The following is a 13336-nucleotide window of genomic DNA, read 5'->3' as shown; positions in this document are numbered from 1 at the left end:
GATGCTTTTTAGGTAAAGATAATGAACTTTATTTATTTAGCGAATATCAATAATCTGTCGTGGTCTGTTTTAAAAGATCAAAAAAAAATACTTAGCCACTCTGCACAGTTAGATATCGAGAAATTTAGATTTGATCGAGATAAATGTCGCAATTTAGTTGGCAAACTGCTGTTGCTTTATTCTTTGCAGCGTCATGAAAAATTTGAACAATCCTGTTTACCCGTCATTGATTACGGTCCTTATCGAAAACCATTTATTCATTCAATGCAAGGACATTTCAATATTTCACATGCTCATAATTGGGTTGCTTGTGTATATAGTACTAATGGCGAAGTTGGCATTGATATTGAATATATTACGCCAATTAACATTATTGATTATCAGAATGTTATGACTGAAAATGAGTATCAAATTGCACTTAATAATCCACATTTTGATTTCTTTCAATTATGGACATTAAAAGAAGCAATTATGAAAGCTCAAGGGCAGGGGTTTTATCTTTCACCATCTTCGTTTGAGTTACCATTCCCTTTTTGTAATGATGAGATCGTTGAAATTAACCACACACGCTGGTTCGTTTATAGTCAAAGCTTTGCCAATGAATATCGGTTGTCTTTGGCTTCTTTATATCCAATAGTTGGCAATATACAAGTTATTCCTTTGCAACTTGATCAATTTTGGCAGTAATCAATTATCACGCCTTACTTCATTACTGACAATAATATTAATCGTTAAAATTAACTATCTATTCTTGATATTGAAGTTTAAAATATATCCATATTCATAAATTAGTATGAATATTATTCAAGTTCCAATCTTTTCTTTTCTATCTTTTTCTATTTCATAAATCTTAGCACTTGAGGACAATTATTATGTTTCAATGGCTTTCAAATTGGATTTTAGATGGACTTAAGCATTCACCCGAAATACTTTTATTTCTTTCTTTAAGTTTAGGGTATTTGATTGGTGGAATTCGAATCGGTAAATTTCAATTAGGTGGCGTTGCTGGTTCATTATTGGTGGCAGTGGCATTAAGTGTATTTGGTGTTACTGTCGATGCTGGCGTTAAAGCTGTGCTTTTCGCCCTATTTATTTATGCTGTCGGGTTCGAAAGTGGACCACAATTTTTCCGTTCATTAGGAGTTAAAACTCTGCGTGAAATCTTTTTAGCGTTATTTATTGCTGTTGCTGGTTTTGTAACGGTAGTAGTTTTAGCCAAATTATTCAATTTAGATAAAGGCCTTGCTGCTGGTTTAGCTGCAGGAGGATTAACACAATCAGCTATTATGGGTACAGCATCTGACGCGTTGACTCAGCTAGGTTTAAGTCCAGAAGAGTTAAGCCGATTACAAGGTAATGTGACCATTGGTTATGCTGTGACTTATATCTTCGGTTCACTTGGCGCTATTATTGTCTGTGTAAATATTTTGCCGAAAATTATGGGGCGTGAAATTAATGATGATGCAATTCAGGCCGAAGCAGAACAATTACATGGTTCGCTTTTATTAGGTAATGGCCAGAATTTTGCTTTGTCTGATGTAACTGGTCGCTTATACCGAATTACTAATAAGGTTAATCAAACCGTTGAAAGTTTAGAAAAGGTGATTAATGGTATTAGTATTGAACGAATCAAACGTGGCAATCGTATTATTGAAGCTGCACCTGAAACCTTATTAAAAGCCAAAGATATTATTTTAGTTGTTGGTCATCGGGATGCCATGATTGCTGCAGCTGATTTATTGGGTGAAGAAGTGAATTCAGCACAAGGTATGGATGTGGTGATGAATACTCAAGATGTTGAAATGCGTAATACTCGATATGTCGGTCAAAATTTAACGCAAGTGCTTTCATCTGACGAAGTGATGAAGTTAAAGCATGGTATTTATTTAATTGCTGTTCATCGTGATGGACAACCATTGCCATTAAATAATGATATGGTATTTAAGTTAGGTGATGTCATTACTATTTATGGTACTGATGGTGACTTAAGACGTGTAGTAGATAGAATTGGTGCGCCGATTACCAAAAGTGAAAAAACTGATTGGATATTCCATGGTTTAGGTCTTGTTGTTGGACTTATAATTGGTCTTATTGTGATTAGAGTCAGTGATATTCCAATCACTTTAGGTGCAGGTGGTGGTGCATTATTATCAGGATTATTGTTTGGTTGGTATCGCTCCTTACATCAAACTGTTGGAAATATTCCAACCGGAGCGGTGCAACTACTTAAAGATTTTGGCCTAGCTGGCTTTGTTGCAGTGGTTGGTCTAAGTTCAGGTTTACAAGCCATTAATACGATTAAAGATCAAGGTCTTTCATTATTCTTAATTGGTGTTGTAGTGACTTTATTGCCGATGTTACTTGGCATTTATTTTGGCAAGTATGTACTAGGTTATAAAAATTCAGCGGTATTTGCTGGCGCTTTAGCTGGCTCTCGTAGTGCGAATCCTGCTTTTGGTGAAGTACTTAATAAAGCTGGTAACTCAACGCCTACCAATTCTTTTGCTATTACCTATGCTTTAGCTAATGTTTTCCTAACATTATTGGGACCATTAGTTGTTGCTTTTGTTTAATTGACATCTCAAATTAAGGATACATGGTTATGAAAAGTAATAATGAATATGCAAAATATGCGAATTTAAGTCCTTTTGAATTGAAAGATAACTTAATTAAACTAGCACAAAGCCATACTGACCGTGTGATGTTAAATGCAGGGCGTGGTAATCCTAATTTTTTGGCAACATGGCCACGACAAGCATTTTTTCAACTTGGTGTTTTTGCGCTACAAGAATCCGAAATGTCATTTTCATATATGAATGAAGGTGTTGGTGGTATGCCAATTAAGGCTGGTTTAACTGGTCGTTTTGAACATTTTGTTCGTCAAAATTATCAAACACCTGGCGTGTCATTTTTAGGTAAAGCATTTTCTTATATTCGCGATCAGCTCGGCCTAGATGAAAATGCATTTTTACAAGAGATGGTGGAAGGTATTTTAGGTTGTAATTATCCTGTACCAGATAGAATGTTACGCTTTAGCGAAGAGGTAGTTAAAGCATATGTGCTTACACAAATGGGAGCACAATATCTTGGTCGTGATGATCTTGATCTGTTTGCCGTTGAAGGTGGTACTGCAGCAATGGCTTATATTTTCAATTCTATGAAAGAAAATAACTTAATCGAAAAAGGCGACAAAATTGCGATTGGCGCACCTATTTTTACACCATATTTAGAAATTCCAGAGCTTAATGATTATCAATTAGTAGAGGTATTAGTTAATTCTGATCCTGATGCGAATTGGCAATATCCAGAAGCTGAATTACGTAAATTAGAAGATCCTACTATTAAAGCTTTTTACTTAGTTAATCCATCTAATCCCCCATCAGTAAAAATTGATGATAAAAGCTTGCAGATCATTGCTGATATTGTGAAAAAACGTCCTGATTTAATTATTTTAACTGATGATGTTTATGGCACATTTGCCGATAATTTCCAATCTTTGTTTGCTATTTGTCCAAAAAATACGATTTTAGTTTATTCATTTTCTAAATACTTTGGTGCAACTGGTTGGCGTTTAGGTGTTATTGCTACAGCACGTGATAATATATTCGATAAAAAAATTAAGGCATTGCCTAGCAAAACGAGACAAATTTTAGATAAACGCTATAGTTCTATTGTAACTGATCCTGAAAATTTAAAATTTATTGATCGTTTAGTGGCCGATAGTCGTGCAGTTGCACTAAATCATACCGCTGGGCTTTCAACTCCACAACAAGTACAAATGGTGTTATTTGCATTGTGTGAAATGATGGATACCGATCAAAGTTATAAAGCAGCATTAAAATCATTGATCCGTCGTCGAGCGGCTTCGTTATATCAACATTTAGGACTTGCGCATCATACTGATGAAAATAGTGTTGATTACTATACCTTAATTGATCTAGAACATATTTGTCGTGAGCTTTATGATGACAAATTTGCTAAATGGATCTTAAAAAATAAAAATCCATCTGAAATGTTATTTAGAATTGCCGATGAAGCTGGCGTTGTTTTATTGCCAGGTAAAGGATTTGCTGTACAACATCCTTCGGCTCGAGCTTCATTAGCCAACTTAAATGAATATCAATATGCAGCGATTGGTTTATCAATGCGAAAACTTGCTCAAGAGTATTATGCTGAGTATCAAAGTAAAGCTAAGAAAAAATAGTTAATCATTTAGATTAATTCATCTGTCTACATATCAAACCCTAGTTTAACTAGGGTTTTTTATTTATATATCATTTAACTTGATTATAAATTTTAGTTATTCCTTCTGAATAAAATCAAGTTAATTTAATAATATTGATTTTTTTTAAACAGTAATTTGACAGCTTATTTTCCAATCTATATGATCGCAAATGAAAATCATTATCAACTGTGCGATTCGGATGAAAAAAATAACTGCAAAATTTAGTTTATTTAGCTTGTGCCTTATAAGCTGTTATAGCTCTATTGTTCTAGCTGAAAATAAAATTAAAGATATCAAGGAAGATAATGAAAAAGATAAATTGGAGACAATTACTGTTACTGGTGAAGGGGTCCAACGTAGTGAATTGACATAGTAAGCCTTATGTCCTCATCTTCTCGATATAGTACTTATCAGCAACCATGACAAGTAGGTATTTCTGCACAAATAACCTATTGATAAATCAGTTAAATATTATATGTACGAAAGGTCTAAATTTGTTTTATTTTTTACTACTAAAGAATGGTATTAATGAAAATATTATGACCACAAAATAGGTACTGCAAAAGGAAAATTAGTAAATGAATGACAAAGCAACAATTAAATTACCTAAAAATGTATGGTTATTATTTGTAAGTCTTTATATTACAGAATATGTTGGTATTGGCTTTTTGACTATCGCCTTAGCTTTAATCCTAAGAAAAGATGGCATGGAGTTAGACCAATTAAGTCTTATTCCTTTAATGATGTTACCAATTGGTTTAAAAATTTTATGGGCACCTGTTATTGATAAATATTTAAAAAGACGAATATCTCATTATCGCAATTGGTTATTTATCTCTTTAACGCTAATGTTAGTATGCTTAATCTTTATAGCTTTGTTAGATCCTATAAAACAGTTTTATATCATTTTACCCATCATTTTTATTTTTTCGACCATGACTGCAACTCAAGAATTAGCCATATCAGGATTAGCCTGTAATATTTTTTTAGTTCAGCAACGTTATCTAATTTCAAGTATCAAAACCAGTGGTTCTATGATAGGTAATATTTTAGGTGGCGGAGTAATTTTACTACTTTATGCCTATATTGGTTGGATGGGTTGTTTATTATTAATTGCTATTTTAATTGGATTTACATTAATTCAACTTTTCTTTTTTGAAGAGTACCGTTACTGTCAAAATAAACCAATATATGAAAATATGGATCCTAAATATTGGAAAGATCTGATTATCATCTGGAAAGGTAGAATTAATTGGTTAATTATTTTGATACTTATGCCGTTTAGTTTCTTACCGGCTTATAATCTATTATCACCAATACTTGTCGATGATGGTTGGGCATTATCAGATATTGCTATTTTATTAAAAGTATTTGGATCCATTGTTAGCTTAGTGGCTGTTATATTAGTTGCAAAAATCCTCAAGCGATTATCTAGGAAACAAAGTTTAACATATTCATTACTTTTTCATGCTTTTGGTTTACTTGCATTCATCCCGATCTCGTTAGGTTATGTTAATATTTTTAATGTCTATTTAGCCTGTTTTCTTTACTTCTTTAGTTTACCTTTAATGTCTATTGCGATTACTGCCATCATAATGGACAACTCAGATAGTTCACAGGCACGTTCTACTGCTTGTAATGCTCAATCAGCGCCAAGTTTTATATGTGGATTTATCGTAATATCACTAAGTTATTATCTTGCACAAAAATTTGGTTATTTTCCAGTTGTAATCGGCTCAATAGTATTGGCATTTTTAAATGCATTTTATGCAAGTCGAACAATGGGAAAATAGTATCAGAATAGGTAGATAGGATAACTTTAAAGCGTAATTGGATGGATAATTAAATTAGTATGCTTATTGCTCAAGATATTGAATACCAAATTCAAGATACCCTTGTTGTTAATCATGTAACGACTCAATTTCAACCAGGGCTTGTCTATGGTATTGTTGGTCATAACGGTTCTGGCAAATCGACATTTATTAAATTATTAGCAAAGCAAATTGCCGCAACATCTGGTGTTATCACATTAGATGAAAAAGAACTGACTCACTATTCACATAAACAGCTCGCGAGAATACTGAGTTATTTACCACAATATTTGCCTACTGACATTAATCTGCCGGTTAAAGAACTGGTTAAATTAGGGCGATTTGCATGGCATGGTGTACTTGATCGCTATACGGAAAAAGATTATAAAATTGTTGATCAAGCATTAATACAAACAAATACTGCACATCTTAAAGAACGCTACTTAAGCTCACTGTCAGGAGGAGAACGTCAACGAGTTTGGTTATCCATGTGTTTAGCTCAGCAAAGTCAATATCTTTTACTTGATGAACCTCTTTCAGCGTTAGATATTAATTATCAAATTGAAGTAATGAAATTACTTCGACAGCTGGCCCAAAAGCATCGAATAACCACTATTATTGTTCTTCATGATATTAATTTGGCCAGTGAGTTTTGTGACCAGCTATTAGCTTTTAAACAAGGTCACTTAATTTTTGATTTACCGACAAAACAGATGATTACACCATCGATTTTACAGAAAATTTATGGTGTTCATTTTGAGATCATTGATCATCCTACTCGAAGTCATAAGGTTGCTTTAGCATGAAGTTCAAAATAACCCTAATTAGCCTTGTGATTGTAAGCTCTATTTTATGGATAACGCATTTACCTGATAGTAATCAGGATTATGCACAATTTGATAACCCAACTAGAATTATCACTACGGATTGGACTATTGCAGAAACATTATTAGCTTTACAAGCACCGTTAGTGGGAGTAGGTGATACAAAAGAGTATGCCACGTGGGTAAGTGAACCTGTCTTAAATGATAATATTGTTGATTTAGGGTTACGATCACAACCTAATTTAGAAGTGATTGCTAATTTAAAACCGACTCTATTGATAAATTCAACTTGGACACAAAATCTGATCCCTAAAAATATTATTCCCATAAATTTAGCTGCAATTGATTTTTACACAAATGAAGGTACAAGTTGGTCGCACATCGTGCAAACAACAGAAAAATTAGCGCAACTAGTCAACAAAACCACACAAGCTCAGATATTGATAAGCCAGACCGAAAAACAGTTTACCGATAATATCCAACGATTAAAGAAAATACCAAAACAGTCCTATGCAGTTGTGCAATTTATTGATTCTCATCAATTACGTATCTATGGCGCCAATAGTTTATACGGTGTGGTATTAACCAAATTGAATTTAGATAATGCATGGCAACATTCGACAAATGCATGGGGATTTAGTCAAATTAGTTTAATTGACTTAACGACATTACCTAAAAATACGAGTCTTATTATTGTTAAACCTTATCCAGCTAATGTTAATCAGCAATTAGAAAAGAATTCATTATGGCAAAAGTTGCCATTTAGTCAGCAGGGAAATTATTATATTTTACCCTCCGTGTGGGGATTTGGAGCGTTACCTTCAATGCAACGGTTTAGTTATTCATTAACTAACGCTTTAACTAAGCAAACAGTGAATACATGGTGATTGTATGTCGGCATTGAAGAAAATCATCTTAATTAATTTATCTCTTTTTTTACTTGCACTGATAGCAATCGTTTGGATTATTGTGCATGAGTTACATCAGCCTTTTTTGCAAGTTGATTTAATTCAAGTAAGTGTATTAAAACGTATAATTCTTGTCGATAACTGGTTACCTCGCTTTACTATGGCTTTATTGGTTGGAGGGGCATTAGGTATTAGTACCATCATTCTACAGCAAGTTACTTATAATCCCTTAGCCTCTGATTCAACGTTAGCTGTAAGTAGCGGCGCTTATATTGCCCTACTGGGCACTCATCTATTTATACCATCATTATTACTTTGGTTAAGTAGTGCAATGATTGCATTCTTTGGTGGACTTGCCAGTTTACTGCTTGTGTTTATGATGTCTTATCGTAATCAATTTTTACCAATCAGGATGCTACTGTCAGGTTTGATATTAAATTTATATTTGGGAGCATTAGCCACAGCATTAGTTATATTCCATCCTGAAGCGGCTAAAAATATTTTTGCTTGGCAAGCTGGCTCATTAATTCAAGATAGTTGGCATGATGTCAAACAGATAGTTATTGTCTCTTTGATTGCATTTTCCATCCTGATTTTATTATTGCGCGCATTTGAAGTTATGCAATTAGGTGAAACTCAAGCAAAAAGTTTAGGTGTACCGGTAGTGGTGCTCCGTGTTGTCTGTATTTTGTTTGTCGCTTATTTATGTGCTACAACACTAAGTTTAGTCGGGATGATTGGATTTATAGGCCTAGCCGCAGCTACCATGATTAATCAATTGCAGTTAACTAAAGCCTGGCACAAGCTTCTCTTTTCATATACAACAGCAGGATTAATTTTATTATTAACAGATTGTCTTTTAGTTATTATCCAGTTCTATTGTTCTTTTTATTTGCCTGTCGGCACAGTCAGTGCATTTATTGGAACACCTTTATTACTTTATTTAATTTTCAAAGCGTTACCTACAACAATTAGTATATCAAGTAATAACTCTTTAACTCGATGTGATTTATTAACGCCTATAAAAACAAGGGGACACTGGATATTAGCGATATTAATAATCTTAATATTATTATGGTTTAGTTTAACAATCAGTAATACACAATACGGTTTTATATCGACTGGTTGGAATCATTCTCTTATAAACATTAAATTACCAAGAATTATCACCGCCATTTCGGCTGGAATCATGTTAAGCACGTGTGGCGTTTTACTGCAATGCATGACCCATAATTCTCTGGCTAGCCCTGATTTGTTAGGTATTAGCTCAGGTGCAGCTATTGCTATTATTGTCACAGTTATGACGATGGGGTCTGACATCATGCAACTTTGGTTGCCGGGATTATTGGGTGCTCTACTGACCTTTTTATTTATTATTGCAATTAATATTAAAAATAAATTCCAACCTGAAAAAGTGGTTTTAACGGGAATAGCTTTTGCCGCTTTTTTAACGGCTCTGATTCAATTATTTTTAGTTACTGGCGATCCGCGTATTCAATATTTATTAATATGGTTATCGGGATCAACATACAGTAGTGGGCTACTAAGTAGTGTGGTGATATTTTTAGTAGCATTATTCATTTTATTTATATTATTAATATTTTCACGGTCAATAAGCTTGTTGGAATTGCCAGAAAATATGAGTAATGCATTAGGAATGAATAGCAATATTGTCCGTTTTTTATTAATTGTCGTTTCGACCATTTTAATTACTTTAGCCACATTACAAATTGGACCACTTAGTTTCATTGGTCTACTTGCGCCATTAATGACTCGGATTATTGGTTTTCATTTCATCCGTAACCAATTACTCATGTCATCGCTAATTGGAAGCATATTAATGATCGCTGCTGATTGGTTAGGTCGTAATATTATGTTTCCTTATGAAATTCCGACAGGAGTTATGGCATCACTGATTGGTGGGTCTTGCTTTATCTATCTAATAAGGCGTTCTTGATAATGTCGGCTTTTTTGCAAACTTTTAAACCATATGGTCATACTATTTTTGCTATTAGTCATGATAACAATATTTTGAGCATACTGATGGCATTATTGAGGAGTTCAATGATCAACTATATGAACTCAGTTCATCACCAAAAAGGAGAAAACTATGAGTTATTCAACTCATTTTAAACCTAAAAATCGCATTTTAGCTTGTTCTATATTATCTGTTTTACCTATCATCGCATATGCTGAAACAACCGATACAATGGAAGTTGTTGGTTCAATGGCTAAAACAGGCACGGTCAAATTTTATGATACGCAATCAACAGATTCTATTGATGAAAAGCAGATTAAAGATAAAGACTATAAAAAAGTTGACGAAGCACTATCTTATACTTCTGGCGTATTGAATAGTTCATATGGTCATGATGGCCGAACAAATTGGTTGAAAATTAGAGGGTTAGATGCTTCTTTTACTTTAGACGGTATGCCTCAATTTACTTATAGTTATTTTGGTTCAACACCTGAAATTTTCGGACTGGAAAAAATAGAAATATTAAAGGGCGCAAGTTCTCAACTATATGGTTCATCTAAACCTGGCGGTACTGTCAATATGATAACCAAACGCCCCAAAAATACTCCGGCTGGTGAAGTTAATGTGTTTTATGGAACACATGCACAAGTAGGAATAAATGGAGATTATAGTGGCATATTAACTGATGATATACGATATCGAGTAGTGGGTGCCTATCGAGATGAAAATGGACAACAAACTAAAACTGGATTAAAGCATTATTATTTTGCGCCGAGTTTAACATGGGACATAAATGAACTAACTTCTTTAACTTTATTATCAAGTTTTCAACGTGATTTTGGCATTCCTGAAAATGGATTTTTCCCTGCTTATGGCACGCTATTTCATTCTAAATATGGGAAAGTAGCAAGGGATACTTATTATGGTGATAAAGATTTTGATAATTTTAATCGTAAATCAGAAACAGTCGGTTATGAATTTAGACATCAATTTAATAATGGATTTGTTTTTACACAAAACTATAAATATGCTCATCAAGATTTAGATTTATCAGGTGTTTATGGTATGGATTTTACACCAACAGTTGATGGAAAAAATTATTCACGTTTTGCATATTCTCAAATAGGTATTAACAATACTCATACAATTGATAATCGCCTTTCTAAAGATTTTGAATATGGAAATTGGCGAGACACATTATTAATTGGCATTGATTATTTAAATACCAATATGAGTGGAAATAATTTTAGTGGCAGCGCTAGTACAGTGAATCGTTTTAAACCAAGATTAACCCATTCAAATATTACAGGTAGTTATTCGCCTTTTAAATTAAAAGCACAAGAATTAGGTGCATATGTACAAAATCAACTGACTTTTGATAATAAACTGATTTTCAATCAAGGTATGCGTCATAGCAAAATAAAAAATGATGGATACTGGAGTGGTTCTGATTTTAATCGTGATTATAACCACAATGCCTACAATGCAGGTTTAATGTATATTTTTGATAGTAATATCGCACCTTATATAAATTATTCAGAATCATTTTTGCCAGTGTATGGTTATGATAGTGTCAACAAAACAATGTATCGACCTTATGAAGCAAAACAGTGGGAAGTAGGGGGGAAGTATGAGCCTGATTGGTTTAATGGTACATTCACTCTGGCCTATTTTGATATTAAATCTCAGAATTCATTTGTTTCTAATGGGACAGGGCAAGCATCACAAACATTAGAAACACGCAGTAAAGGTGTAGAGTTGCAAATAAAGGCTGATATTACTAAAAGTATAGATATGGATTTTGCTTATACTTACACTCATGCTAAAACAGATCAAACAGCTTCATTGACAACACGTAGTTCATTAATTCCAAAACATGCTGCTTCAGCTTGGGTAAATTATAAATTTGATGGTCAGTTTGATGGGTTAACTGTTGGATCAGGGCTTCGTTATATTGGTAAAACTGTTGATGAAGTCTATTATCCAAATGAAAGTGTACCTAGTTATACCTTATGGGATGCAATGGTTAAATATCAGTTTAATAAATCATGGTCAGTACAAGTTAATGCAACTAACTTAACCGACAAAAAATATATATCAGGTTGTAGTTATTGGTGTTATTACGGTGCGGAACGCAGTGTGGTTGGAACGCTTAGCTATAAATGGTAGCTATCAACTTTAAACTAATAAAATGCAAACAATTGTTTGCATTTTTTATACTATTTAAAAAGGTATCATTAAAATAAGACAGTTAGAAAGTTCATCCTTGTTGGTTTATATTTGAACAGTTTAAAATGAAATTAGCTTTCTATATTATGGTTTGACTTTAGGTCCATAACTCCAGTCTAGAATGTATGGTTTATAATTAATATCTTGTTCATTATACTTTATAGAAGAGTCCATATCTTCCTCTTCATCTGAAGGAATTTTACCAACAAAATCATTCAAATCACCTACTTTAGGTATTGTAGCAAATTCTTCAATAGTGACTAATTTATCGTTTTTAACGTAAGTGATCTTCCAAATGTAATCTGTAGGCTCTTCACCTCGATAAAAAGTATCAGCAAATTTTTCTACCGTAGTTAACAATGTAAATAACTCACCACATAGATCTGATTCATCAACACAAAACTCAACCGAAACTACACGATAAATATTGTTACCGATGATATATCTTGCGACCGCTTCTCTGGAATAATCGTTTTTATCAGAATAATTATTAATAATAAATACAAAGCGACCATCATCAATATCTGCTGAGTAAGTTAAATATTCTATTCCATCATTTAAAACTTCTTTCTGTTTTTTAAATATGGATATATTTTCAGTATTTGGGGTGGCAAATAATGGAGCAGCAAACAACAAAGATAATATAGTGATTTGTTTTAATAGTTCTTTCATGTGTCATATTCCTATATTTTTATATGCAACAAATTATCTAAATATGCATTTCAGTAAAGATCGCCGTTTATTGCATTTCAATTTGGTTATTGTAGAAATGTTTGGCGCTCAATATTGCCAACAAAATGGACAGATAAGAGTAAAAAACAGATATTTTTCATAAAAAACCGAACATAAATAATCTTCTAATAAATAAATGCTAAAAGCAATGTTTCCCTTTAAAAAAACTCACTTTTTTGGTGTTTTTTGATAAACTAATTATTAATAAACAATATAATCGTAACAGATATAATATGTAGTATTTGTTTTAATTTTTTTATTTAGGAAAAAACGTGCGAGCTTTTTTTCAGCAATCAAATTTTACTGATGGAGCACTAGCTTTAGCGCTTTCTCCTGCATTGACGCCAACAGGTATTGTTAATCATCCGGTATTTTTTTCTGGTTTTGCTCTTTACCCTCAAATTATTGCAAGAGGATTTCTTGTATGAGCAGACATTACTTCTACGAACTATTTCCAGTATAAGCCTGAGTTTCAAAAAGATCCGGTACTTTCAGCGCAAGGCGATCGTGTAAGAGCAGAGTGTTTTTCTGCCTGTAATGGGGTATATGCACGTTTAGATTTATTAAGAGAAGGCCTTGATGGAGAGATTTATCGAGGTACTACTAATGTTGATATTGGTATTGGTTTA

10 protein-coding genes are annotated in these 13336 nt (G+C 33.1%); 9 read left to right on the top strand and 1 reads right to left on the bottom strand.

Annotated elements, in window-relative coordinates; genetic code table 11:
• Positions 1 to 21 precede the first annotated feature (21 nt).
• The 8 genes from H3T54_RS02540 (at position 22) to H3T54_RS02505 (ending at position 11915) form a co-directional block, all read left to right on the top strand.
• Entirely contained in the window at positions 22 to 687 is a 666-nt protein-coding gene (locus tag H3T54_RS02540; protein ID WP_198220755.1) for a 4'-phosphopantetheinyl transferase superfamily protein, read from the top strand.
• Positions 688 to 872: 185 nt separating this feature from the next.
• A complete protein-coding gene (aspT, locus tag H3T54_RS02535) occupies positions 873 to 2573 on the top strand; it encodes an aspartate-alanine antiporter (RefSeq protein ID WP_110447329.1) in 1701 nt (566 codons plus the stop codon).
• A gap of 29 nt (positions 2574 to 2602) precedes the next feature.
• On the top strand, positions 2603 to 4204 hold the full coding sequence (locus H3T54_RS02530) for a bifunctional aspartate transaminase/aspartate 4-decarboxylase (RefSeq protein ID WP_086359349.1): 1602 nt from the start codon (positions 2603 to 2605) through the stop codon (positions 4202 to 4204).
• A 599-nt stretch (positions 4205 to 4803) separates the two neighbouring features.
• Complete coding sequence (locus tag H3T54_RS02525) at positions 4804 to 6018, top strand: MFS transporter (RefSeq protein WP_086359347.1); 1215 nt, start codon at positions 4804 to 4806, stop codon at positions 6016 to 6018.
• 59 nt (positions 6019 to 6077) lie between these two features.
• Complete coding sequence (locus H3T54_RS02520) at positions 6078 to 6842, top strand: ABC transporter ATP-binding protein (protein WP_086363302.1); 765 nt, start codon at positions 6078 to 6080, stop codon at positions 6840 to 6842.
• A complete protein-coding gene (locus H3T54_RS02515; RefSeq protein ID WP_198200588.1) occupies positions 6839 to 7747 on the top strand; it encodes an iron-siderophore ABC transporter substrate-binding protein in 909 nt (302 codons plus the stop codon). The genes H3T54_RS02520 and H3T54_RS02515 overlap by 4 nt, the downstream gene beginning before the upstream one ends.
• Before the next feature lie 4 nt (positions 7748 to 7751).
• The gene (gene fhuB / locus H3T54_RS02510; RefSeq protein ID WP_198220753.1) at positions 7752 to 9725 is read left to right on the top strand and encodes a Fe(3+)-hydroxamate ABC transporter permease FhuB; all 1974 of its coding nucleotides are present in this window, start codon (positions 7752 to 7754) and stop codon (positions 9723 to 9725) included.
• Between the two features lie 153 nt (positions 9726 to 9878).
• Complete coding sequence (locus H3T54_RS02505) at positions 9879 to 11915, top strand: TonB-dependent siderophore receptor (protein WP_198220751.1); 2037 nt, start codon at positions 9879 to 9881, stop codon at positions 11913 to 11915.
• Positions 11916 to 12059: 144 nt separating this feature from the next.
• Here the strand turns inward: H3T54_RS02505 and H3T54_RS02500 are convergent, their stop codons facing one another.
• Complete coding sequence (locus H3T54_RS02500; RefSeq protein WP_110447333.1) at positions 12060 to 12647, bottom strand: hypothetical protein; 588 nt, start codon at positions 12645 to 12647, stop codon at positions 12060 to 12062.
• A 332-nt stretch (positions 12648 to 12979) separates the two neighbouring features.
• Here H3T54_RS02500 and H3T54_RS02495 point away from each other — a divergent pair, with 332 nt between their 5' ends.
• Positions 12980 to 13135, top strand: a complete 156-nt coding sequence (locus H3T54_RS02495) for a hypothetical protein (protein WP_198220749.1) — start codon at positions 12980 to 12982, stop codon at positions 13133 to 13135.
• The last annotated feature ends 201 nt before the right edge of the window (positions 13136 to 13336 follow it).

Origin of the sequence: Gilliamella sp. B14384G10, assembly GCF_016101685.1 — a bacterium.
Taxonomy (GTDB): domain Bacteria; phylum Pseudomonadota; class Gammaproteobacteria; order Enterobacterales; family Orbaceae; genus Gilliamella; species Gilliamella apis_A.
This window is presented reverse-complemented; position numbering and strand designations above follow the sequence as displayed.

What these genes read in the sequence shown, in the direction of transcription:
- H3T54_RS02530 (WP_086359349.1), top strand. Translation starts at nt 2,603, where the DNA reads ATGAAAAGTAATAATGAATATGCAAAATATGCGAATTTAAGTCCTTTT.
- H3T54_RS02540 (WP_198220755.1), top strand. Translation starts at nt 22, where the DNA reads ATGAACTTTATTTATTTAGCGAATATCAATAATCTGTCGTGGTCTGTT.
- aspT (WP_110447329.1), top strand. Translation starts at nt 873, where the DNA reads ATGTTTCAATGGCTTTCAAATTGGATTTTAGATGGACTTAAGCATTCA.
- H3T54_RS02520 (WP_086363302.1), top strand. Translation starts at nt 6,078, where the DNA reads ATGCTTATTGCTCAAGATATTGAATACCAAATTCAAGATACCCTTGTT.
- H3T54_RS02515 (WP_198200588.1), top strand. Translation starts at nt 6,839, where the DNA reads ATGAAGTTCAAAATAACCCTAATTAGCCTTGTGATTGTAAGCTCTATT.
- fhuB (WP_198220753.1), top strand. Translation starts at nt 7,752, where the DNA reads ATGTCGGCATTGAAGAAAATCATCTTAATTAATTTATCTCTTTTTTTA.
- H3T54_RS02505 (WP_198220751.1), top strand. Translation starts at nt 9,879, where the DNA reads ATGAGTTATTCAACTCATTTTAAACCTAAAAATCGCATTTTAGCTTGT.
- H3T54_RS02500 (WP_110447333.1), bottom strand. Translation starts at nt 12,647, where the DNA reads ATGAAAGAACTATTAAAACAAATCACTATATTATCTTTGTTGTTTGCT.
- H3T54_RS02525 (WP_086359347.1), top strand. Translation starts at nt 4,804, where the DNA reads ATGAATGACAAAGCAACAATTAAATTACCTAAAAATGTATGGTTATTA.